General features: G+C 46.8%; 20 protein-coding genes. 12 read left to right on the forward strand and 8 right to left on the reverse strand.

The window, feature by feature from the left end; genetic code table 11:
* Positions 1-88 precede the first annotated feature (88 nt).
* From ACY2RR_RS16160 to ACY2RR_RS16170, 3 genes are all read left to right on the forward strand, one after another.
* Complete coding sequence (locus ACY2RR_RS16160) at positions 89-1,423, forward strand: 4Fe-4S dicluster domain-containing protein (protein ID WP_490109202.1); 1,335 nt, start codon at positions 89-91, stop codon at positions 1,421-1,423.
* Positions 1,420-1,968 (forward strand): BMC domain-containing protein, encoded by a 549-nt coding sequence (locus tag ACY2RR_RS16165; protein ID WP_490109203.1) that lies wholly within the window; start codon positions 1,420-1,422, stop codon positions 1,966-1,968. The genes ACY2RR_RS16160 and ACY2RR_RS16165 overlap by 4 nt, the downstream gene beginning before the upstream one ends.
* Positions 1,969-2,080: 112 nt before the next feature.
* Positions 2,081-2,536, forward strand: coding sequence for a cupin domain-containing protein (locus ACY2RR_RS16170; protein WP_490109204.1), 456 nt, complete (start codon positions 2,081-2,083; stop codon positions 2,534-2,536).
* Between the two features lie 13 nt (positions 2,537-2,549).
* Here the strand turns inward: ACY2RR_RS16170 and ACY2RR_RS16175 are convergent, their stop codons facing one another.
* The 6 genes from ACY2RR_RS16175 to ACY2RR_RS16200 are packed head-to-tail and all read right to left on the reverse strand — an operon-like array spanning position 2,550 to position 7,765.
* Positions 2,550-4,034 carry a cobyric acid synthase gene (locus ACY2RR_RS16175; protein WP_490109205.1) on the reverse strand — a complete coding sequence of 495 codons (1,485 nt, stop codon included), beginning with the start codon at positions 4,032-4,034 and terminating at the stop codon, positions 2,550-2,552.
* A 34-nt stretch (positions 4,035-4,068) separates the two neighbouring features.
* Positions 4,069-5,145, reverse strand: a complete 1,077-nt coding sequence (locus tag ACY2RR_RS16180; protein ID WP_490109206.1) for a nicotinate-nucleotide--dimethylbenzimidazole phosphoribosyltransferase family protein — start codon at positions 5,143-5,145, stop codon at positions 4,069-4,071.
* Positions 5,146-5,156: 11 nt separating this feature from the next.
* Entirely contained in the window at positions 5,157-5,969 is an 813-nt protein-coding gene (locus ACY2RR_RS16185; protein WP_490109207.1) for an adenosylcobinamide-GDP ribazoletransferase, read from the reverse strand.
* Entirely contained in the window at positions 5,966-6,634 is a 669-nt protein-coding gene (locus ACY2RR_RS16190; RefSeq protein ID WP_490109208.1) for a histidine phosphatase family protein, read from the reverse strand. The genes ACY2RR_RS16185 and ACY2RR_RS16190 overlap by 4 nt, the downstream gene beginning before the upstream one ends.
* Before the next feature lie 6 nt (positions 6,635-6,640).
* Positions 6,641-7,153 (reverse strand): bifunctional adenosylcobinamide kinase/adenosylcobinamide-phosphate guanylyltransferase, encoded by a 513-nt coding sequence (cobU, locus tag ACY2RR_RS16195; protein ID WP_490109209.1) that lies wholly within the window; start codon positions 7,151-7,153, stop codon positions 6,641-6,643.
* A gap of 33 nt (positions 7,154-7,186) precedes the next feature.
* Positions 7,187-7,765, reverse strand: coding sequence for a cob(I)yrinic acid a,c-diamide adenosyltransferase (locus tag ACY2RR_RS16200; RefSeq protein WP_490109210.1), 579 nt, complete (start codon positions 7,763-7,765; stop codon positions 7,187-7,189).
* 183 nt (positions 7,766-7,948) lie between these two features.
* Here ACY2RR_RS16200 and ACY2RR_RS16205 point away from each other — a divergent pair, with 183 nt between their 5' ends.
* The 3 genes from ACY2RR_RS16205 (at position 7,949) to ACY2RR_RS16215 (ending at position 11,185) form a co-directional block, all read left to right on the forward strand.
* Positions 7,949-9,238 carry a 2-hydroxycarboxylate transporter family protein gene (locus tag ACY2RR_RS16205; RefSeq protein ID WP_490109211.1) on the forward strand — a complete coding sequence of 430 codons (1,290 nt, stop codon included), beginning with the start codon at positions 7,949-7,951 and terminating at the stop codon, positions 9,236-9,238.
* 49 nt (positions 9,239-9,287) lie between these two features.
* On the forward strand, positions 9,288-9,833 hold the full coding sequence (locus ACY2RR_RS16210) for a YaeQ family protein (protein WP_490109212.1): 546 nt from the start codon (positions 9,288-9,290) through the stop codon (positions 9,831-9,833).
* Between the two features lie 338 nt (positions 9,834-10,171).
* Positions 10,172-11,185, forward strand: a complete 1,014-nt coding sequence (locus ACY2RR_RS16215) for an adenosine kinase (protein WP_490109213.1) — start codon at positions 10,172-10,174, stop codon at positions 11,183-11,185.
* Positions 11,186-11,628: 443 nt separating this feature from the next.
* Here the strand turns inward: ACY2RR_RS16215 and ACY2RR_RS16220 are convergent, their stop codons facing one another.
* A complete protein-coding gene (locus tag ACY2RR_RS16220) occupies positions 11,629-12,717 on the reverse strand; it encodes a hypothetical protein (protein WP_490109214.1) in 1,089 nt (362 codons plus the stop codon).
* Between the two features lie 194 nt (positions 12,718-12,911).
* On the opposite strand from ACY2RR_RS16220, the gene ACY2RR_RS16225 reads away from it, so the two are divergent.
* Positions 12,912-14,891, forward strand: coding sequence for a cytochrome P450 (locus ACY2RR_RS16225; protein WP_490109215.1), 1,980 nt, complete (start codon positions 12,912-12,914; stop codon positions 14,889-14,891).
* Here ACY2RR_RS16225 and ACY2RR_RS16230 read toward each other — a convergent pair.
* Complete coding sequence (locus ACY2RR_RS16230; RefSeq protein ID WP_490109216.1) at positions 14,818-15,558, reverse strand: TrmB family transcriptional regulator; 741 nt, start codon at positions 15,556-15,558, stop codon at positions 14,818-14,820. The genes ACY2RR_RS16225 and ACY2RR_RS16230 overlap by 74 nt on opposite strands.
* Before the next feature lie 317 nt (positions 15,559-15,875).
* On the opposite strand from ACY2RR_RS16230, the gene glmU reads away from it, so the two are divergent.
* The 5 genes from glmU (at position 15,876) to ACY2RR_RS16255 (ending at position 23,834) form a co-directional block, all read left to right on the forward strand.
* Positions 15,876-17,246 carry a bifunctional UDP-N-acetylglucosamine diphosphorylase/glucosamine-1-phosphate N-acetyltransferase GlmU gene (gene glmU, locus ACY2RR_RS16235; RefSeq protein ID WP_490109217.1) on the forward strand — a complete coding sequence of 457 codons (1,371 nt, stop codon included), beginning with the start codon at positions 15,876-15,878 and terminating at the stop codon, positions 17,244-17,246.
* Positions 17,247-17,297: 51 nt separating this feature from the next.
* Entirely contained in the window at positions 17,298-19,127 is a 1,830-nt protein-coding gene (gene glmS / locus ACY2RR_RS16240; RefSeq protein WP_490109218.1) for a glutamine--fructose-6-phosphate transaminase (isomerizing), read from the forward strand.
* 140 nt (positions 19,128-19,267) lie between these two features.
* On the forward strand, positions 19,268-20,092 hold the full coding sequence (locus ACY2RR_RS16245) for a TnsA endonuclease C-terminal domain-containing protein (RefSeq protein WP_490109219.1): 825 nt from the start codon (positions 19,268-19,270) through the stop codon (positions 20,090-20,092).
* Positions 20,079-22,157: a TnsB C-terminal domain-containing protein gene (locus tag ACY2RR_RS16250; RefSeq protein WP_490109220.1), complete on the forward strand. Its 2,079-nt coding sequence runs from the start codon at positions 20,079-20,081 to the stop codon at positions 22,155-22,157. Before ACY2RR_RS16245 ends, ACY2RR_RS16250 begins: the two co-directional genes overlap by 14 nt.
* The gene (locus ACY2RR_RS16255) at positions 22,158-23,834 is read left to right on the forward strand and encodes an AAA family ATPase (protein ID WP_490109221.1); all 1,677 of its coding nucleotides are present in this window, start codon (positions 22,158-22,160) and stop codon (positions 23,832-23,834) included.
* Position 23,835 lies beyond the last annotated feature (1 nt).

Raw genomic sequence — 23,835 nt, forward strand, 5'->3', positions numbered from 1 at the left:
GGTTCCTGTTTGACCTTTCTCAAGGACGAGTAAATACAGGTCGGTATCCTTCAGGGTCAATAAATCTTCCTGATTACTGGAGACGTAGATGGATCTGGTTACGCAGGTTCAGAACAGTGGCGTTGTTGGTGCCGGCGGTGCCGGATTTCCTACCCATGTAAAACTGAATGCTCAGGCCGAGTACCTGATCATTAATGCTGCTGAATGTGAACCCCTTCTTCAGACCGATCAGTTCTTAATGCGCGAGCGTGCAGAAGAGCTGGTAAACGGCGTTCTTCTGGCTAAGCAGCAGGTTCAGGCCGAGAAAGCTGTTATTGCCGTGAAAGGAAAATATGGCGATGCCATAGCGGCCATGGAGAAAGTGATTTCAGAGCAGAATGCCGCTGTTGAAATCTTTGAATTGCAGAATTTTTATCCGGCAGGTGATGAGCAGATGACTGTGTATGAAGTCACTGGTCGCTCTGTTCCTCCTGGCGGAATTCCTCTGAATGTTGGTTGCGTGGTTTCCAATGTCGCCACCATGATCAATGTTTATGAGGCAACGCAGGATATTCCTGTTACCCACAAATATGTGTCTGTTCTGGGTGAAGTGAACCAGCCACGTGTTATTCGTGTCCCTGTAGGCGCGAGCCTGCGTGAATGCTTGAATGCCGCTGGTGGAACCATACGTGCTGACTTTGCCATTATTCGTGGCGGCCCGATGATGGGTGGCATTGTGTATCAGGATCAGGTGGATGAACTTCATCTGAAGAAAACTGATGGTGCGCTGATTATTATTCCTGCGGATCACTATCTGGTGAAGCGTAGTGAACTGACCGAAGAGCAGGTTATTAAGCGTGCGAAGTCGTGTATTCAGTGTGGTTATTGCACAGAGCAATGCCCACGTTACCTGATCGGCCATGATCTTCACCCGCACAAAATGATGCGTGCTATCCAGAACATTGATGAGCTGGATGAGTCCTGCGCAGAAGCACAATTGTGCTGTGCCTGTGGTGTGTGTGAAATGTACGCCTGCCCAATGGGAATCGATCCCCGTCAGGTGAACATGATTATTGCTGGCAAGCTTCGTGAAAAAGGTATTCGTTACCAGCACGATGGCAGTGAAATCATTGCCCGCGAAGGACGTGAAACCCGCAAGGTTCCACCTGCGCGTTTGATTTCCCGTCTGGATCTCACCAACTGGGATCACCAGACAATGGCAGAGTTTGTTGATATCCCTGTCACCACTGTGAAGCTGGCAATGGGTCAGCATATCGGCGCGCCAAGCACACCAGTTGTGAAAGTTGGTGACGCTGTAACAGTTGGTCAGATGATTGGCGCTATTCCTGAAGGAAAGCTGGGTTCAACCATTCACGCCAGCATTAACGGAACAGTAACAGCTGTTGAAAATAGCCACGTTGTTATTAGTGGAGAGCCGCTGTGAGTAAAGCATTAGGATTGCTCGAATTTACCAGTATTGCCCGTGGTATGGCAGCGACTGATGCCATGAGCAAGGCTGCAGATGTTCGTTTGGAAGAAGCGAAAACCATCTGCCCCGGCAAGTATCTGGTTATTGTTTCCGGCCAGGTTTCTGCTGTGAAATCTGCTGTTGACGCTGGCAAGCTGGAAGGCGGCAAGGATGTTCTTGATGAGTTGGTGATTCCCAGCATTCATGAAGAAGTGACATCTGGCCTGAATGGTTCCAGCACTGTTGCCAAGCGCGGCGCTGTTGGAGTGCTGGAATTCTTCAGTGTGGCCGGTGCTATTCATGCTGCGGATGCTGCTGCCAAGGCTGCCAATGTTCAGATGATTGACGTGCGTCTGGCCATGGGTATTGGCGGTAAGTCTTTCATTGTTATGACTGGCGAACTGTCTTCCGTGAAAGCTGGCGTTGAAGCGGGTGCTATGGCTGCCGGTGATGGTGGCATGATGATTCACAAGACTGTGATCCCTTCACCCACCCAAGACTTCTTCAATAAATTACTGTAACCAGATAATAAATCGCTTGCGAAGCCCGAAGCGGGATTTCTCAGGGAATCCCGCTTTTTTATTTCTCTTCTACACTCATCGGAAACAATATTAGGTGGAGTCGAGAATCAGAATGAAAAAACACTTCCTGTTACGTTCAGCCCTGCTGACATTCTTTACAACCTTATTTTCATCTCAGGCCTTTTCGGAGCCGGGATATGAAAAGAGCATTCAAGCCGTTGTTCTGCAAAAAACATCGAAAACTATAGATGGAAGCCCAATCCAGTATTTGACTGAAGGTACTCCTGAAGTCACGGCTTTAAGAGTTACCCTGGCTCCGGGAGCGAAAACCGGATGGCATTATCATCCTGTAACCGTTTTTGGTTATGTGCTTTCTGGTGAGCTGGAAGTGGAAATGGAGAATGGCGAAAATCACTACTTCAAGCAGGGAGATGTGATTTTTGAGGTGATGCATAAGGTGCATCAGGGATTTAATCCCGGTGATGAAAAGCTTGAATTAGTAGTGTTTTATGCGGGAGCCGAGGGAGTGCCCAATGTTGTTAAGGCACCCCCACCGGAAGAGAAGTAGGTTTGAAATAAGATTATTTCAGCCCGGTAAACTCCATCATCTTTTCAATATCCAGATATTCTTCCATGGCATCAGCAATACGGTTGATGCCATCTTCCCGAATCTGGTCGTAATCCGGAATTTCTACATCTTTCAAACCAGCCCATTCCAGAATGGCGCGGCAGGCGTCGCTGTGTTCAAAAATGCCGTGCAGGTAAGAACCCATAATCTGCCCGTCAGTAGACATAACTCCATCAAAACGGCCATCTTCCAGCTTAATGAGCGGATGCTCAAGAGAAGCGCCTTCTGTTAAACCAGCATGGATTTCATAACCTGTAACAGTGACAGGATCTTTACCGGGAAGTTGCATGGTTCCGGAAACCCGGTGTAATTGCTTATCCCGCTCCATGGTTGTTTCCAGCTCAACCAGGCCAAGGCCTTCACTGCTGCCCGCCGGGCCTTCAATGCCCTGTGGATCATGCAGCATGGTTCCCAGCATCTGGTAACCACCGCAGATTCCCATCAGCTTTCCGCCAAAACGAAGGTGGCGCTGAATCGCACGATCCCAGCCATTTTCCCTAAGGAACTTCAGATCGGTACGAGTGCTTTTACTGCCGGGAAGAATAATCAGGTCACAGGGAGGAATCTCTTCGCCTTTCCAGACCATTTGCACATCGATGTTGGGATGCAGGCGCAGAGGGTCAAAGTCTGTGTGGTTACTGATACGGGTGAGAACGGGAACGGCAACTTTCAGAGTTCGGTCGGCATGTTGATTGAACTTCTGGTCAACCACAGCATCTTCCGCCTCAAGGTGCAGACCGTGAAGGTAGGGCAGAACACCCAGAACAGGTTTCCCGGTTTTCTCTTCCAGCCACTCAAGGCCAGAAGTAAGCAGAGAAACATCACCACGGAAGCGGTTGATGATAAAGCCTTTAACCCGCTTCTGTTCTGATTCAGACAGCAGAGCCAGCGTGCCATAGAGATGTGCGAACACACCGCCACGATCAATATCAGCAACAATGACTACCGGGCAGTCAGCTGCTTCAGCAAAACCCATGTTGGCAACATCGCCTTCACGCAGGTTGATTTCTGCAGGGCTGCCAGCACCTTCAACCACAACGGCATCTGAAGAAGCTTTCTGGCGTTCAAAAGCTTCAAGAATCAGCTGGAGAACTTTGGGTTTGTAATCGTGGTAGGAGCGGGCATCCATTTCAGAAATAGCATGACCATTTACAATAACCTGAGCGCCGGTGTCAGAGTTTGGCTTCAGCAGAACCGGGTTCATATCCGTATGAGGTTCCAGACCACAGGCCTGCGCCTGAACGGCCTGTGCCCGACCAATCTCGCCACCATCAACAGTCACAGCACTGTTCAGTGCCATGTTCTGGGGTTTGAAAGGTTTAATGCTGAAACCACGACGTGTAAATACTCGACACAGGCCTGCGCAAAGCACGCTTTTTCCTGCGTCAGATGTAGCTCCCTGTATCATCAGGGAGTGGGGCAAATTGGGCTGACTCATAGAAAACCGCTTATAAAAACTGCTGAATAAAAAATTAGTGGGGGAATTGTGCGATATGACGAGTGCTATATTCGTCCATCGTCGTAATAATATCTTGCTCGGAAAAACCAAGCTGCTCCGCTAAAACCAGACACCCACCAAGGCCACAGCCCTCAATCACAAGCCCATGCTCATAAACACGAACAGACTCATGACAGGATTTGTTGAAGCCGGCATTTGGCATCAGTAGTGGAATATCTGCGCCGGGAATCAAACTGTCACTGAGATGTTGGTATAAACCATCATAAACCCAGCGAGTCGTTGCCTGAGCGGTATTTATTTTAAGAGTTGCAGCCAGAGAAGAATCTTCTCTATTCAGCAACATCCACGGGGCGATATACATCAGGCCACCGGCGAGCAGAAGAGGGTGTTCTCTGTTCTGGCGAGCAACACCTTTCAACAGATAAACGACAGCCTTTTGGAAACTGTCATGGGTGCGATTGCTGGAAAGAAGCGCTTCTGTTGTCAGTGGTTTCTGTGAACTTTCAAACTCGGCCTGCAACTTATCAATAAGAGCCTGCTTCTGGCGTAATTTTTCCGGGTCAGCGGTACTACCGGCGGCCGGTACATTTTGACCCAGCAACAGGTTCAGCCAGAGGCTGGAGAAAGTTGTGCCGCCGACACCACACTCCCCAAGAACACTGATCCAACCATCTCTGTTCTCCTGCTCAAGGTTTGGGAGCAGTGCAGAGTTAACCAGTTCTTCGACACCTTCAGCAGAACAGTTCCACTGTTCGATACCATCCAGCGTGCAATCTTCTTCAGAGATAACAGGCTGAGCGGGAAGATCGAGGTTATAAACTCGCATCACCACTTTGTGGCCGTTTCTGCGAAACATCTGCAACAGCGCATGGGTTAGCAAAGCGGGAGTCATGCCACCATTGCTCAGTAAAGGTTGAGGCGTAATCCCTGGCAGGCTGGTAATGTCCCGACCGGTTGCGATCATTTCGCTGTTATTTGCTGGGGTGAATCCCATCAATCCTGCCCCTGCACCGGCATCACTAAGATTGTGCAGATCTGGCAGGCTGGCAACGGCGTTAAGGATGCTGAAACAGATGGTGGGTTTGGGCACTACTTCTATCCCTAAATGAATAAAGCCACAGAAAGAAAAAGAAACGCTTCAATTATCTCAATCACTGCACCACACACATCGCCAGTGAAACCATCCAGTCGTTTGACTGTTTGCTGGCGTAAACCATGCCAGAGCAGTGCAGCTAAACCTAAAGCAGGCCAGGCACCGGCAAGTAAAAAAGCGGGAAGAGCTACACCAGCCGTGAGAGCAACGCGGCATTCGTAACGGGTCATAATGTCTGAACAGAAATCAGAAAAAGCCTGCCCCAAACCTTTCGGGCGAACATAATCTGTGGTGAGGAACAGAGCCATTCCCGCTGAACGACTGAGTACGGGTATTAACAGTACAGGCAGCCAGTTCTCAGAAACAGCCAAACCAACAATAGCGCCAGCTTTAACAACCAGAGCCAAAACCATAACCATCACCGCCATTGGACCGCAGGTTGGGTCTTTCATAATGGTCAGGGTTCGTTCTTTATCACCAAGACCGCCAACCCAGGCATCGGCACAATCTCCTAAACCATCCAGATGAAGGCCGCCACTTACCAGAGTGACCAAAGCAAAAGCGGTGATACCGATAAGCGACAAATGAACAGCAGATAATGATCCGTGCCAACTACTGAGTGCTGCAGATAACAGCAGTGAGCCACCGGCGGCCAAAAGGCCAACAATTAAACCCACCAAAGGCAGGTAAACCAGTGCGCGGCCCATATCCTGATCTTCAATGGTTTCCAGGTGCTTGGTTGGCAGGCGGGTAAAGAAACCAACCGACAGCGCCAGTGCTCGGGTATGTCGCTCTATGGTTGAGATGGTTTCTGCTGTCATAAACCGGTTCCGGTAGAAGAGTTTGAAGTGGTATCCAGAAACATCAGTCTGGGCCAGTGTTCGCCTTGTTCATCAACATAAACCTCAATGCGGCAAAGGCTTGCGTAAGGCAGGTTCAGGCGAGTGGTGGAGGCGGTGCTGGTTTCCGGGATATCCAGAATATATGCGATCAGCTTACGGATAACGCCGCTGTGGGTAACCAGAAGAATATGTTCACGGTCAGATGATTGGCTAAGTAAATCCTGCCATGAACTTTGAATGCGTTGAGCAAAGCTTCGAACCGGCTCTCCTTCGGGAGGAGTATTGTTGAACGGATCACTCCAAAAAGATGAGAGAGCTTCAGGTTCTGTCTGGTGAATATGCTCGTAGCTTTTTCCATCCCAGAGACCGAAATCAATTTCCTGCCATCCAGGCAGCTTTGTTAACGGAAGGTTTGACTGTTCGGAGAACTTTTCTGCAAACGCTGAACAGCGCTGCAGTGGTGAACTGATAATACGATTCCAGCCACCGTGGTTAGAATTGCGGTAGTTGCTGACAGTTGAATGCAGCTCCTGCCAGCCTTGTTCCGTTAAAGGATGATCAGTGGAACCCAGAAGGCACTTTCCACCTTCTGGTTTACCGTGGCGAAGCAAGTCTACTGTAATTGTTCTGGGCTGCTTAACCATGAAAGATCAGCCTTTCATGGTTAAAGGCAGACCCGCAGCAACAAACGTTACTTTATCTGCAATACGGGCGATGGACTGATGCAGGCGGCCGGACTCATCCACAAACTGTCGGCTGAGTTCGCCCATAGGGACAACACCCATTCCTACTTCGTTGGACACCATCAGGATACGGCCAGGAAGTGTGGGCAGGATTTCCAGCAATTCCTGACGCTTCTGTGGCCACAAAGCCTTATCTTCAATGCAGAGAAGATTGGTTACCCACAGAGTCAGGCAATCCACCAGAATGCATTTATCTTCTCGGGCTTCATTTTGCAGAACCCCGGCAAGATCATAAGGTTCTTCAATCACCGGCCAGTGATCAGGACGTTGCTCGCGGTGATGATCCACGCGCTTCTGCATCTCTTCGTCGTATACAGTCGCGGTGGCAATGTAGGTAACATCCAGCCCACCCTCTTTAGCCTGCTGCTCGGCAAAAGAGCTTTTGCCAGAGCGAGCACCACCAAGTATTAATTCCAGCATTCAATAGTCTCTGGGAATCCGATTCTGCTTATCTTAAACCTTTTCCCGGGAAGACTGCTGCCACAGAACTTCACCACCAGTCTGGCGAGCAGTGTAACGAGCGAGTACGAACATCAGGTCAGAGAGGCGGTTAAAGTAACGGCCCAGCGGAGCGTTGATATCTTCGCCTTCGTTACGGGCGGTGATAATACGGCGCTCAGCGCGGCGGGCAACCGTACGAACCATGTGGAAATGACAGGTTTGGGAGGAGCCACCGGGCAGAATAAAGTTTTCCAGAGGAGGAAGGTCGGCGTTGAATTGATCAACCAGAGCTTCAAGGCTATCTACATGCTCGTCTTGGATAATTTGCCAGCCGGGCATAGCCAGTTCACCACCGGCATCAAACAGACGGTGCTGGATTTCAACCAATGGCTCCAGCAGCTTGTGACGCAGAACCTGACCGTTACGAACTTCGTTAATCAGCAGGCCCATCCAGCAGTTCAGCTCATCAACGGTGCCGATGGCTTCCATTCGAGCATGGTCTTTGGGTACTCGACGGCCTTCACCCAGGCTGGTTTCCCCTTTATCGCCGGTGCGGGTATAGATTTTGGAAAGACGGTTGTGCTCGGACATAAGGGCTCGCCTCAGACGGATTGACTCAGTTTTAAAAAAGTAACAGTTCTCTACAAATGCTTTGGTGATGTAACTCAAATGCTTAATTTGGGCTGCTGGGAGAAGTTGATATACATCAGGAGAATCAGTGATAAGAGTTAAATAGCGTCTACCTTATAAGCCTTCACCACACAGGAGGCCTCTATGACATTACCCCGAATTCTTGGTTTGCCGGCAGGGCTGCTTTTCGGCGCAATAATTACTCTTCTTCTCGCTCATTATTACAATGTTTTGCCTTCAGGATTACCCGGAGCTCTGGCGATTTGTTTGGTGATGGGCGCGGTGCTCGGGGAAATTGGTAACCGCCTTCCCGTATGGAATAAATATATTGGCGGCGGGCCTATTCTGGTGTTTCTGGGAGCTGCCGGAATGGTTTATATGGGCTGGCTGACCGACAGGGAAATAACTGCCATTACCGGGCTAATTAAGGGCAGCCAGTATATTGATTTGTTTATAGCTGTTTTGATTTTCGGGAATATTCTGGCCATTCAAAAAAGTATGCTGGTTCGCTCACTGGTTGGTTACATTCCAGCGATTTTACTGGCTGTATCAGGTGCTGCTGTTCTCGGGATTATGGCCGGATTTCTGGTGGGTATTGGGCCAGAAGAAATTATTATGCTTTATGTTCTGCCCATTATGGGGGGCGGAAACGGTGCTGGAGCTATCCCTCTCTCAGAGATTTATGAATCGGCCACGGGGCAGCCAAGAGATGTTTATTATTCGAAGGCTATTTCCATTCTTACTATTGCCAATATTCTCAGTATTCTGGCGTCCTCCCTTTTAGACCGACTTGGTAAGCGTTACCCCAACCTGAGCGGTGAAGGGCTTCTGGTTCGTGGCAGCAGTTCAGAAGCCAGTAATGTTGAGAATGATGGTAAATACACCTCGGCGGATTTGGTTGGTGGCTTGATTCTGGCGGTGGTGTTTTATGTGCTGGCAGAGTTGTTTGCCAAAGTGTTTTTGCCCGGCTTTGGCGATGTGCAGATTCATCGTTATGCTTGGCTGGTTTTACTGGTAGCCGCGTTGAATGTTTCTGGCCTCGTTCCACTGTCGTTACGCAGTGGTGCTCGTCGGGTTGCTGATTTCTTCAGCAATGAACTGTTGTGGGTATTGATGGTGGGAGTAGGGGTCGCCTACACAAGTATGGATGAAATAATCGCGGCTATTAACCCAACAACAATATTTGTTTCAGCTTTAATTGTGGTGGGTGCCATTTTAGGTGGAGCTATTGGGGGCAGGCTGTTCGGTTTTTATGAAATTGAATCTGCTATTTCCGCCGGGTTGTGTATGGCAAACCGGGGAGGCTCTGGAGATATTGAGGTTCTGGCTGCCGCGAACCGTATGAAATTATTGTCCTATGCCCAGATATCCTCACGCTTGGGAGGCGGAATTATTCTTGCCATAGGTGCGGTATTTTTCAGTATGTATGGATGATTGAAAGGCATAGAATATGCGGCTTTCAAGCCCAACTTAGGCGGAACTCATGGCGCTGAAAGCCACGATATTCAAAGCAGAACTGCAAATAGCCGATATGGATCGCGGCTATTACCAGACTCATTCATTAACCACTGCTCGTCACCCTTCAGAAAATGATGAGCGAATGATGATGCGCATTCTTGCGTTTGCACTCAATGCATCCGATGACCTGCAATTTACCCGTGGTTTAAGCGCTGAAGATGAAGCGGATATCTGGGAAAAGGATCTGGTCGGTGGTGTGAAAACCTGGATAGAAGTTGGCTTGCCTGATGAGCGCCGTATGCGTAAAGCTTGCAATCAATCTGAACAGGTTTTTATTTACGCTTACGGTGATAGAGCTGCTCCGGTGTGGCGTGAACAGAACAAAGCGGTATTCCGCCGGTTCTCCAATCTGACTGTTTTCTTTATTCCGGAAGAACAGGTGTCTGCTATGGCAGAACATACAGAACGAACCATGGAGCTGCAGTGCACAATTCAGGACAAGCAGGTGATGCTGAGTAGTGAACATGGTGTTCTGGATATTCACCCTGAGCTTTGGTCTGGAAGTGTTTAAAGCTTTGTAAATTTCTCAACTTGAGTAAGTTTTTCTTAACGAAGCTCTTTGGGTAGAATTGCATACAGAAGTAACGCAATCATGTCTAAAACCGGTTTTCGGTTTCGGATATGGTTGCGTTTTTTATGGGTATCGTTGGCTATAAAAACAACAAAACAGTAGTCATCGGGATAAAAACAACAAACTCAGTTGTGATAGCTTTACCCGTTTGGTCCACCGGAAAGGAATTTCTTCCGGCAGGCTTCCAGACAACCTAAGCTGACTGAGCTACCAAGGGCTGATTTTCATAAACATTTTTTCCAAGTGTTTACTGAAAGGCATCCCTTCTGATTTCGTTTATGCAAAAACACGACATGAAGAGCTATCACATCTACGGTATGGGCGCGGCACTGGTTGATACTGAGATTGAGGTTGATGATGCCTTTCTCGCAGCCAACGGCGTAGAAAAGGGCATGATGACATTGGTTGATACTGATCGTCGCCATGAATTGATGGAAGCGCTGAAAGACCATCTTGTACATTCCCGCAGAGCCAGTGGTGGTTCTGGTGCTAACACCGCTATTGCAGCCAGCTACTTTGGCAGCAAGGTTTTTTATTCCAGCCGGGTGGCTAATGATGACAATGGTGAGTTCTATCTTAAGGATATGAGCGATGCCGGCGTTTCAACCTGCAGCCTGGAAGAAAACGACGGTATTACCGGCAAATGCCTGGTTCTGATTACCCCTGACGCCGAACGTTCTATGAACACCTTTCTGGGCATTAGTGAAACTCTCTCAGCCCGCGAACTGGATGTCGAAGCTATCAAAGCTTCTGAATACCTTTATATCGAAGGCTATCAGGTCACTTCCGAAACCGGTCGTGCCGCAGCTATTGAAGCCCATAAAGTTGCCAAAGAGAACGGTGTAAAAACCGCGCTGAGTCTTTCCGACCCAGGCATGGTGACTTACTTCCGTGAAGGTTTGGAACAGATGATTGGCGATGGCGTTGATCTGCTGTTCTGCAACAAGAAGGAAGCACTGGAGTGGGCCAAAACTGAAGATCTGGATGAAGCTGTTGAAGTTCTAAAGAAAACTGCCCGCACGTTTGCCATTACTCTTGGCAAGAGAGGCGCGCTGGTTTTTGATGGTTCTGGGTTTATTCAGATTGCTCCTTACCAGGTGGAAAAGGTTGTTGATACCAATGGTGCTGGCGATATGTTTGCCGGAGCCTTCCTTCATGGTTTGACTGCTGGGCATGGTTTTGAAAAGGCCGGTGAGCTTGCCAGCATGGCGTCCGCTTATGTTGTATCCGCTTACGGCCCTCGTCTTGATCCGGTGAAGTACGAAGAAATTCTGGAAACCGTTCTTGTTTAAGTGAATGGTGTTTAGGGCGTTCAGTTCAAACTGGGCGCTCTATAAAAGACGACGGTCTTTAGGTGCAAAAACCTTTTAGATAACCAGCGAAAAACGATTATTGTCGTAAGAAGAATAAGAGAGAAAAAATAAGAGGGGTAGAAGAGTGATCTACGGACTCGGTATCCTTACCAAGCCCACTGATCCGTGTTCCCTGTACAAGATCGTCCTGATCTTCGGTCTTTCCTTAACCAGTGTTACAAGTCCTTTGCAACATATTCCAAATGTTCTTTAACGAGAACAAGCAGGAGCCTTACCTGGCTTCCTTTTACCAAATCCCTTGGCGAACCTGCACGTATAGAATATGTTTGATCCTGTTAGATGATAAGTCGTTATAACCACTGTCGTTTGTGGGATATTTCCTACAAAACATCTTTATAGACAGTTGTTTTTGTTTTTGACCACTAGACGTCGGGCGTTGTTTTCGTATCCACCTCTGCTACAGCATAGTTTTTGTCGTCATCAGAGTCGTCTCTGAAGTCATTAATAGTTTCTTCGTCTAATACAACTTCGACTTTCTCCAAATCAACGATGGGAGCAGACAAAGAGTGTTTGCTCAGCCACTCGCAAAGCAAAGGGTTCTCGCTCTGGAAGCTTTCAGGTGTATAACTTCTTAACTTTTTCAGAGAGTCTGGGATCAGACTATCAATCTCTTTATCTGACGCTTCTTTTCCTTTTGCCTGATTTGCCTGTTGTGCGGCTAAGCGAATGACTCCGGTGAGACGGTCATAGACGGTTGGGAACTGTCCACTAAGAACCAGTTCACCCATAACGATGTAATTACTTGAGTCGTCTTCCTCTTCTTCTGGTTGAGAAGTAGAGGTTTGATCGTCATCTTCGTCGTCATCAGGGTCGTTCATGTCCAGACCATTGTCTTTTAACTGAGCGATTGCTTTTTCAAGAGCGACAAGCTCTTCTTTGGCTTCCTGATTGTTTCTAGCTTTTTCCTTCAACAAAGCTAAATAGGCTTCAGAAACAATCTCCAGGTTTTCAAGTAAGTAGCTGTCTACATTCAAACCTTTACCGGATATTTCAGCTGTTGTTTCATCGGTGAAATCGTCGGGGTCAAGGTTGTCCAGATCATAAGGTGAGCCTGCAACAACAACTCTGAAATTATGCTCGGCCATATACTGAGCAAGTTCAGGGTTATCAGCCATTCCATCGTTATTCTGATCAAGAATCTGTTTTAAGGTCTCGGCACTTCTTTTAATAACTTCTGGCTCAGACCGGTCATTACCAAGAACCGGAATACCAAAAACGGTTTCTTTAACCACCAGAGACTTTTTCATTTCTTCTTCGGCCTTTCGGGATTCTTTTAGGTAATCCTGAAAGCTTGAAGACTCAACCTTTTCTGCTGGAGCAAAAGCTTCTACTGGAGCTATGGCAACGGCGGTTGAAGCCTCGGGGGAAGCGTCAGCCTGAGAGAGCTGAGCGGTTACGGCAAAAACAGCCGCTGCTGCGAGAGATAGTTTTGGAAGATAGTTTCTGGGCATGGCTTTCACTCCGTACAGACAAAAGGGTGAGGGCTGAATGCCCACGAAAGCAGAAAGGTTAGACGATAGTTCTGTGTCTGCTATTGGTGAGAGCTGCTCTTTTGTAAGTTTTTGTTCCCTGTTGTGTGGAAGGTTTTTTTATTGCTTCTACTCTGTGCGCTACCGATATTTTGGGACTGGGGACGGAACATCGAATGAATTGGAGATGCGCGGCCTGCCAGAGGTGTTTGTTAACGGTATTGATTCTTTGGCTGAGTCAGGCACATCCCGTTTTAGCTGTAAAAGAAGGGACTGCAGCTCATGTTCCGAGTTTTGAGGAGCGGTCTTGCCCTTATGATCCATCCTGTGCTGGGACTTCCAAGGATGGTGCTAACCCTCCTCGCTTTTTTGATTTAACAGAAGAGGAAGCCTTGAATCATTACGAAGCTGGAATTATGGAAATGCCATATTCTGGCGACCCTGATGAGGTTATTAGATTATTTGGCAAAGCCATGAAGGAGGGTGTGAAGCCTTTAATGGATCATATGATGGAACATGCTAACTCCCCTGTTTGCAGAATGGACTCCAGATGTAGCTCCAAGCTCAGGCGAGTAATAATGAATCCATTCGACAGAGAATCACGTCTTTATGGTTTAAGCCCCTTTAAGCCATCTTTTTGGGTCTGGGATCCAGATATATCAAGAATTCTTATGAAACACTGCTTCGGGAAAAAAGGTTTCTTAGAGAAGATGGATTTATTTTCTCCCTTCCAAGTGTTGATGGGTGATAAGTCCTTGTTCGGTAGTGATGTTAGCGATGAGCATGCAGAAAAAAGAGCTGTTTTTAAAACAGGGGTTGGGCCAAAAGCATTAGAAAGAATTACACCAACCCTCAATGAACACTCAAAAAAACTTGCAGAATCCTTAGTTGAAAAAGGTTCTTTTGACTCAGTTGGTGATTTTGGAGGCCGGTTTTTAATGTCTTCAATCCTGCAGCTGGTCTTTGGTTTTGATGTCTCCCAATACTCAGAAAAGCTTGAAGAGATTCGTAGCCACTTCAAGGGGGCTATCGAAGCGGCTGTTTCTTTGCCATTTAACGAAACCTATCAGGCTATGCCTGGACTTTTAAAGAATGTTTACATGAGGGTGTTTCACAAATATCTATACACAAAAAAATATCAGCTTCTGAGTGATATTGATTGGCTGATTGAAAAAGCTAGAGAGCATGGGGTTCTGGATAATTTGGATGAGAAAAGGGAAGGGGGAGGAGAACTCTTACGCGAGCTATTCAGGAAGAGAGAGGGGGCTCTGACTGATGAAGATAAGTTTGATCTCATTAATCCGTTGATTGCAGGTTCTGACACGGGATTATCCCTTTTAAACTCGTTGCTTGCAGAAATGTCTAGAAAAAAAGATATGCAGAAAAAAATGCGAGAGGAGGTTCTGCAAGTATTAAAAGCGAGAGGAGTAGCGATGGAGGATGCTCAAGATTATGTTTGGACATTTGAGGATATTCAGGCAGCAAATATGCCTGCTCTAAATAGTTTTGTGGAAGAGGTGTTGGTGGATTTACCCCCTGCTCCTATAGAATCGAGGAGGGTTGCAAAGGATTTCACTATATATATTGGAGATGATGGCACTGTTCGCGAGGAAGGCGATGAAAAAGTTGCTGTTTATAAGCTCCATTTCAAGAAAGGTGAAACCATAGTATTTCCTCTTTACTATTTGAACCCATGGAGTGGTAACCCAAACCCATTCATGCCAGATATGAAAGGTATGGAAACCAGGGAACGCTTAAAGAAGATACAGACCTTTGTTAATCGAAGCAGACATGAATGTCCTGGTCAGCATTTTGCCAGAAATATGTTGAAGCTTGCTTTGGTCAGCCTTATCGCCACAGGTAAAGAAATCGACGTGGAGGACGCCCCTTCCTCTTACAACCTTCGCTTTCGCGGGACAACAATAATTACCGATAAGCTTCGCTTTGTATTGAAAACGGCTGAAGATATGGGAGGGCACCACGAAGCTTCAAAAACAGATTTACCTTTAGTTACTGAAGCGCCTCTTCAGACTCCTAAAAAGAAGAGAAACAGGAGGAGAGAAAAGGCTCCCCAAACTTCATCTAAAGAAAAGCCCAGAGCGTATCAAACACGATCTTCTGGGAGCGTGCAATATCCGCCGATTCCATCACAGTAGCAACGGGATAGTTCTCTGAAGCCATAGAGATCATGGCAACCTTGGGTGGGTAGATAGCAATGTAACTGGCATCTACCGGCCCATCGGTTTTCAACCACTTACGTTCTGAGTACTCGGCATCTTCACCGCCTTCACCTAAAGCAATTACCCGTACATTTATCTTTTGCCTCACCCGTTGCAGGGTGTAATTGGGAAAAGGACGATACAGATGATGACGAATACTTTTGGTGGAGAACACACAATATTCTTTGTCAGGCTGTTTACTGACAGTTGCCAGAATATCCTTAAGAACAAACTCGATGCCATCATCCCCTTCATAAAAGCGCACATTGCCCGCTGTGAAATCAGGTTTCAGGTGATGAAGGCCGGGGATAATATCGGTTTTCAGGGAATCTATTGTTTGTTCAAGAGCGGATTTTTTTTCTTCTGCAAGCAGTAAAAGTTTGTCAGGATCTTCTGCCCGAAATACTCTGCGCTTCCCTTTTGGGGCGTAACTTATCACGCCCCGTGCAGCCATCTGTTTCAGGCTTTCATAGGTTGTGCCGCGGTTAATGCCGGTATGGCTGGCAATCTCCCGGATTGAGGAGGGACCTAGCTGGAACAGGGACAGATACAGGCTGATTTCCCGCTCTGACATTCCAAGTTGTTGCAGTGTGTTCAGGTTCATAGGAATACAGCTTTATCCATGAACCGAGAAGTGTATACCCTTTTTGTCAAAAAATTTATGACAAAAAGGGTTGTCTGAAAAATATAACAGGCTAAATTGCGTGTTACTTTCTAGCTTTGTCAGTAATGCGATGACAGTGGAGTATCTTTCTAAACTGTTTTCGCGGTGTTTGCGGCTCTGCACCGGGTGTTTTCCATTGCCTTAATTGCTCTGATTGAACAGAGCCAAGAATCAATGGAAAGCGGCCAGTGCCGGGCTTTTTTGTTTTGATGCATCTGCGCATGTGATCAAAGCGTGTGCGTAGAATGGAAATCTGTATGAACACAAATGTAATTATTCTGGCCGCCGGGCAAGGCAGCCGGATGAAGTCCTCCCTTCCCAAGGTTCTCCACCCAATTGCCGGGCGATCCATGCTGGAGCATGTGATTGGAGCTGCTGAGCAAACTCTGGGCGATCAAAATAATATTCATGTGGTGATCGGTCACGGCGCTGATCAGGTTCGTGAACGTTTGGCTCACGCTCAGGTGAACTGGGTTGAGCAAACAGAACAACTGGGTACTGGTCATGCAGTAATGCAGGCCGCACCTGCCTGTGAAGGTGCGGATGTTGTATTGGTTCTTTATGGGGATGTGCCCATGATCCGTTCCAGCACTCTGCAATCACTGGTTTCTGCCTGCGATGGCAAAAACCTGGCTCTCCTCACTGTTGATCTGGCGAACCCCAGTGGTTACGGCCGCATCGTGCGTGATGGGCAGGGCGCGATTCAGGCGATTGTTGAAGATAAAGACGCTTCTCCTGAACAGAAAGCCATTACCGAAACCAACACTGGCATTATGGCCATTCCAGGTTCGCGAGTTTCCGAATGGCTGGGTAATCTGAACAACAATAATGCTCAGGGTGAATATTACCTTACAGATATTGTTGCCATGGCTGTTGAAGAAGGTACTCCTGTTGTCAGCGCCCGCCCCGGCAGTGAAATGGAAGTTCAGGGCGTAAACAACCGTATGCAGCAGGCTCAACTGGAGCGTTTGATCCAGTTGCGTCAGGCGGAACAGTTAATGGTTGATGGCGTAACTTTGCTTGATCCTGCCCGTATCGATATTCGCGGCAAACTCACTGCAGGTCACGATGTTGTGATCGACATTAACTGCGTGTTTGAAGGTGAAGTTGAGCTGGGCGATGGTGTTCAGATTGGCCCTAACTGTCATATCAAGAATGCCGTGATTGGTGCTGGTTCCATTATTAAGTCCAACACCATTATTGAAGATGCCGCTGTTGGTGAAGGTTGTGATGTTGGCCCAGTCGCACGACTGCGCCCAGGCACTCGCCTTGAGAACAAAGCCAAAGTTGGCAACTTCGTAGAAACCAAAAAAGCTCATATCGGCAAAGGCAGCAAAGTAAACCACCTCAGTTACGTAGGTGATGCTGAAGTGGGTGAAGGTGTAAATATCGGAGCAGGAACAATCACCTGTAACTATGATGGCGCCAACAAATTCAAAACCACCATCGCAGACGGTGCGTTTATTGGCTCAAATACTGCTTTGGTAGCTCCGGTCACCGTTGGTAAGGACGCTGTTGTTGGAGCCGGTTCCACGGTAACGGCAGAAGTTCCCGATGGTCACCTCGGTGTTGCCCGCGGAAAACAGCGCAACATTCCAGGCTGGCAGAAGCCAGTGAAGAAGTCTTAACGGCCTCTTCCATCAGATCAAAACCAGTTTTTAAAGTTTAAGGTAAACGACATGTGTGGAATTGTTGGTGCAGTAGCACAAAGGGATGTGGCTCCTATTCTGGTAGAAGGGCTGAAGCGTCTGGAATATCGCGGTTACGACTCCGCCGGCCTTGCCGTTCTTGATAAAGAAGGTGTAATGGGTCGCCTGCGTCGTACAGGTAAAGTTCAGGAGCTGGCAGACGCACTTACTAAAGAACCTGTACAGGGAGGAACCGGCATTGCCCATACTCGCTGGGCAACCCACGGTGAACCTACCGAACGTAACGCGCATCCTCATGTGTCTGGTGATATTGCCGTTGTGCACAACGGTATTATTGAGAACCACGAAGAACTGCGTAAGCAACTAAAAGAACTGGGTTACACCTTTGAGTCTGATACCGACACAGAAGTTATTGCGCACCTGATCCACCATGAACGCAAAAGCAGTGATTCTTTGCTGGCAGCCCTGCAAAGCACTGTTGCCCAATTGGATGGCGCTTACGGAACCGTAATTGTTGATCGCCGCGAGCCAAACCATATGGTTGTTGCACGTTCAGGCAGCCCACTGGTTATTGGTCAGGGTATTGGTGAAAACTATGTTGGTTCTGACCAGCTGGCACTGCTGCCAGTAACTCACCGCTTCCAGTATCTGGAAGAAGGTGATGTTGCAGATATTACCCGTGAAACCGTTTCTATCTTTGATACCAACGGCAACCCGGTAGAGCGTGAGCTGGTGGATTGCGATCTTGATCATGAGGCCAGTGATAAAGGTGAATATCGTCACCACATGCTCAAGGAAATCTTCGAGCAGCCAAGTTCTGTATCCAATACACTGGAAGGTCGCCTGAGCGACAGCCATATTTCTGTTGAAGCGTTTGGTCATAACGCTCGTGAAATCTTCGAGAAAACCAAGGCCGTACAGCTGATCGCCTGTGGTACCAGCTACAACGCCGGTATGGTTGCCCGTAACTGGTTTGAAGATATGGGAATCCCTTGTCGTGTAGAGATCGCTTCCGAGTTCCGTTACCGCAAGGCGTTCGTTCCTCAAGACTGTTTGTTTGTCACTATTTCTCAGTCTGGTGAAACAGCAGATACTCTGGCAGCACTGCGTCTGGCAAAAGAGCAGGGCTTTATGAACAGCCTGACCATCTGCAACGTACCGGGTTCTTCTATGGTGCGTGAATCTGATATGGCATTTATGACTCGTGCGGGTGCTGAGATTGGTGTGGCTTCCACAAAGGCTTTCACAACTCAGCTGACATCTTTGCTGATGCTGGTAACAGCCGTTGCACGCAGTCGTAACCTTATGAGCGAAGAGGCAGAAGCAAGTATCGTAAATGATCTGCGTGGCCTGCCTGCGGCTATTCAGGAAGTGCTCAAACAGAAAGATGCTATCACTGAAATGTCTGAAGACTTTTCCGATAAGCATCACAGCCTGTTCCTCGGTCGGGGTACTATGTTCCCCATCGCTATGGAAGGTGCGCTGAAGCTGAAGGAAATCTCCTACATTCACGCAGAAGCTTACGCGGCTGGTGAATTGAAGCACGGCCCTCTGGCGCTGATCGATAGCGATATGCCTGTCGTTGTTGTTGCTCCAAACAATGAGCTGCTGGAAAAACTGAAATCCAATATGGAAGAAGTGCGTGCCCGTGGCGGCCAGCTCTACGTATTTGCAGACCCTCATTCCCGTCTGGTTGCAGCAGAAGGCGTGAAGGTTATTAACCTGATCGAAGTAAGCCATTGGGTTGCACCTATTATCTACACCCTGCCACTACAGCTGCTCTCCTACGATGTTGCTTTAATTAAAGGCACAGACGTTGACCAGCCTCGTAATCTGGCGAAGAGCGTGACGGTAGAATAGCCACAAAGGTTATAGATCGTGTAGGTGAGTAATAAAGATGGAAACCAAGTAATAAAGTTGGAAACCGAGTAATAAAGTTGGAAACTTAAGCCGTTCAGCATTACTTTAGTGTGTCAGGGTAATGCTGGACGGTTTTTGTTATGGCAAAAAAGCAGTACGGTAACTCAGAAGCAAAAAACAGGCGATGGATCAAAGAAGGTCGAGGAGCTGGGCGTGGGCGTGAATATAAGCCTTGGTTAACTGTTAGAGATTTACCATCAGAGGGAAGGTCTCATCGAATCTTTGGTCACAAATCTGAGCGAACCCATCATCTATTATCGGACTTGGAACTTGCGGTATTCCTATTGCTTGAGTGGTCCACAAAAACTATAGATATAAGAGAGCAATTTCCTTTACGGCTGGAGGATACCCTCTGTCTGGCTAGTGAGGCAGATCTGAAGCACCCTTCGCTTCAAGGCGTTATGCAGATCATGTCCTCAGACTTTTTAGTCAACACCTTAGATACTAGTAACCCTAAGTTTGTTCTTCAGGCGAAATACTCAAATGCTCTTTCAAAACCAAGAACCGTAGAGAAATTAGAAATTGAAAGGCGTTATTGGCAGCAGAAGAAAGTTCCGTGGATGCTAGTAACAGAGATTGATATTCCTCGAACAGTCTTTCAGAACATCAACTGGCTTTATCCTGTCCAACGAGACCACTTAGACGATGATGACGTTTCAGAAAAAATAAATTTCTATGTTCACCATTTAAATAAGAGCCCCGGGTTAACAGTAATTGAGCTGGCGAAAAAGCTTGATGCCGCTTATTCACTCCCTATAGGACAGTCTTTGTTAGAGCTTAGGCAGCTAATGGCCAAACGATTCTTCCTCTTTAATATCACTACTCCCACAACAAAAATAAAAGCTTCTGACTTGAGCTTGGGAGAAGTGTCAGCCTTGTTGGAGGTTCAGAGTGTTTCGAATTAACGAAGTGCTTTGTTATGAGAAGGTAAGGTACAGAGTCTTAGCTTTGCTTTCGGAGGAGGTAGTTTGGATTAACCTTGATGACGGCTCTGCTCTACCTTCTATTGCTCTGGTAAAAGATCTTGAGAAAGCAATCCTTAATGAAAGCATGGTGAGGCAGAGCGACCCTTATGAAGAATTAGCTTTTATGTCGCCAGAGCCATCTTCAACGGCTTACAAGAAGAGGGAGAAAAACTTCGACCTTATAAAGCATTTAGTTGGGTCTGTTGAGTTCTTTAACCCAAAAGTTAGGGCAAAAATAATCAAGGAAATCGTTGAAGAGAAGGGGACAAGCAAGAAGAACTTATATTTGTTGGCTAGACGCTACTGGCAGAGAGGGCAAACAGCCAATGCAGTTCTTCCAGATTATAAAAACTCAGGGGGGAAGGGGAAAAAACGCTCTCCTAAGGGTAAGAAATTAGGTAGACCAAGGGAGTATACTCCGGGTGTGGGAGCTATTGTTGATCCCGAAATTGAAAGACTTTTTCGAATAGCTATAGATCGCTACATCCTTAATGAGAAAAGAAGGTCATTTCCCTCAGCGCATCGAAAATTCAAGAATCTCTACGAAAATTATTACCCTGAAACCCCTGAGTCTGAAATACCAAGTAAGTGGCAGATGCTGCACTTTTTTCAGAGAGAGTACGGGCAAGCAGAAAAAATTCAGAAACAAGCAAGTAAAATTGAGTACAACAAGGATATAAGGCCTTTATCTTCTACTGCGACCGTGCAGGCTTTTGGGCCAGGCTCAAGGTTCGAAATAGATGCGACAATAGCTGATATTTATTTGGTCTCGAATAGCGATCGACGAAATATTGTTGGGCGCCCCACCGTTTATATGGTGATTGATGTATTTAGTCGCATGATTACAGGGTTTTATGTTGGTTTTGAGTCCCCCTCTTACGTAGCAGCCATGCAGGCATTGACAGTGTCTATGACGGATAAGGTAGCACTGTGTAAACAGTATGGTTTAGATATAACGGAAGATGAGTGGCCTGCAGTGGGTTTGCCTGATGCCATTCTGGCTGATAGGGGAGAGCTTTTAGGGCATCAGATTGAAGCCTTAGAACGTAATTTCTCCGTTCGGATTGAGAACACTCCTCCGTATCGTGGTGATGCTAAGGGTATTGTAGAGCGTAGTTTCAGGACAATTCAAGCCGAGTTTAAGCCCTATGCTCCCGGTGTTGTTCAAAAGACATTGGTAAAAAAGCGGGGAGGAAAAGACTATCGACTGGATGCAAAACTAACAATTACCGAGTTCACTGAGATTATTCTGTCTTCCATCCTTTATCGCAATCAGTTCCATACGATGGAAAAATATGACCGTGATATTGATATGCCCGCAGACTTACTGATGACTCCGTTATCTATATGGACGTGGGGGCTACAGAATCGGACAGGGAGACTAAGGGTTGTATCCGAGGATGCTTTGAGAATCAGTATGCTACCCAGGGAGAAGGTCACATTCTCAGAGCTTGGGGGGTGTATGTTTGGTATTTATTATACATCTCAGGAAATTCTTAAGCGTGGTTGGTTACATCGCTCCAGTGATGCGGTTCGGCCAGAAAAAATGGATGCTGCATATGACCCAAGAAATGCAGACTATATCTATCTGTTCCCAAAGAAAAATAGTGCTCATTACTGGGTTTGCAATCTAACCCAGCGGTCGAGACAGTTCTCTGGTTGCTCGTTCTGGGACGTATGGCAAGTTATGACAGAGCAGAAACAGGCTAATGCTAAAAGTAAATTGGACTCTGACCGTAGAAAGCGGGAATTAGAAGCTTTGATTGACAAGAAAATAGAGTCTGCTATTTCTTTGAGCCCAAATGATGAGAGTGTTACCAAGTCTGAGCGAATCAGAGCAATCGGTAAGAACAGAGAAAAAGAAAAAGAAGATGAAAGAAAGCGTACAAGCTATTCCCCGCAGCAATCAGGGAAAGAGATGGCAAAGGTTATTCCAATAACAGAGCAAACAGAGGACTACAGTTTTCCAGATTATATTGATGAGCTTTTTGAAGAGGATGACTAAATGGGTTTGCCAACCAATATCACTGAAGCCATCTATCAAGACCCTGGTGTAAAAAAGTATCGGAATAACCCCTTTATTGAAGCTCTGCCTCCAATATTGACCACCCAAGAGATAAGACAGGGCTTAATGGGGCAGATAGATTACGACCCGAGAGAAGCCTTTGTTGATGGTAGTAAACGAGTTCATATTATTGCTCAACTCCTTGATGACTTTTTTCAACCACTTTCCAGCCATATTCAGCTAGAAACAAAACTATCGGTCATGATTCGGCAGGGGTATGTAGGAAGAAATCTGACTGATGGTTCACTGAGCACACACATGCAGAATGGCTATGAAAGGGTGATGAAAGGAGATCTGGATGTATTTCGTTTTCAGCAAGCTAAGTCAACAGCCAGAAGTCTGTCTCTCATTGGTTGTTCTGGCAGTGGAAAAAGTACCACTCTAAGCCGGATACTCTCGACTTACCCACAGGCGCTCTATCACGAGAAGTATAATTTCACCCAGGTGGTGTATCTGAAAGTGGACTGTCCTCACGATGGCTCACTCAAGAATTTATGCATCCATTTTTTCAGGGTTATAGATGACATTCTTCATACGGATTATGAAAGAAAGTATGCCTTGAAGCGAAACGGTGTTGATACTTTGCTGGCATTGATGGGGCAGATAGCTAATCTGCATGCTGTTGGTGTGCTCGTTATTGATGAGATTCAGCACCTAAGTCGACAACGTTCCGGGGGTGTCGAGATGATGTTGAACTTCTTTGTCACCATGGTCAATATGATTGGTATCCCTGTGATTTTAGTGGGAACACCAAAAGCCAGACCTATATTTGAGACAAATTTTCGATCAGCAAGAAGGGGAGCTGGTTTTGGTTCTTTGGTTTGGGAGCCCATGCAAAAACTACCTTCTTCTAAAGATCCAGATACTGGGAAAATCAAAAAAAGTGAATGGGTCGCTTTTACCGACAAACTCTGGAAATACCAGTGGTTGCAGAAGCGTGAAAAGGCTTTGTGTGAGGAGCTTCGGGATTGTTGGTATGAACTGTCTCAAGGTGTTCTCGATATTGTAGTAAAACTTTTTGTTCTGGCTCAACTAAGGGCCATTGCAACAAAGACAGAACGTCTGACGCCTAAACTTTTCAAACAAGTATATAAAGATGAGTTAAAGCCTGTTCATCCGATGCTGGCCGCTCTTCGATCAGGTGACCCAGAACGTATCGCGGAATACTCGGATCTATCATTCCCTGATATTGATTCCAAATTATTAAAATTGCTTACTGCTATTGAGGAGTCCCAAGCGTCACAACAAGAGATGCTGCAGGAGTATGGTGGGAATGAGCAGGCAGAGCGACTTCATAATCTGCTTGTGGCTATGGATTGTGAGTCAGATTTGATTGTTCCTTTAGTGAAAAGGGCTATCAAACAAAAGCCTGATCTTACTGTCCGGGAATTAATGCCAGTAGTACTCCACTGGTATCAGGAAAATCAGTCACAAGAAGATCAAGTTGAAGAAGGCAAAAGTATTAAAAAAATCCTCCCTAAAGACTGGAATACACTTGGTTCAGATGACCTCCGGTTTCGGTATTCTCAACAGATAGATGGTCAGTCGTTCTATGAGCAGCTAAAACAGACAGATATTGTTTTTGATGTTGATCTCTGGCTGAAAGAAGCTGGTTAAC

The organism is Parendozoicomonas sp. 2304DJ65-17 (assembly GCF_058148445.1).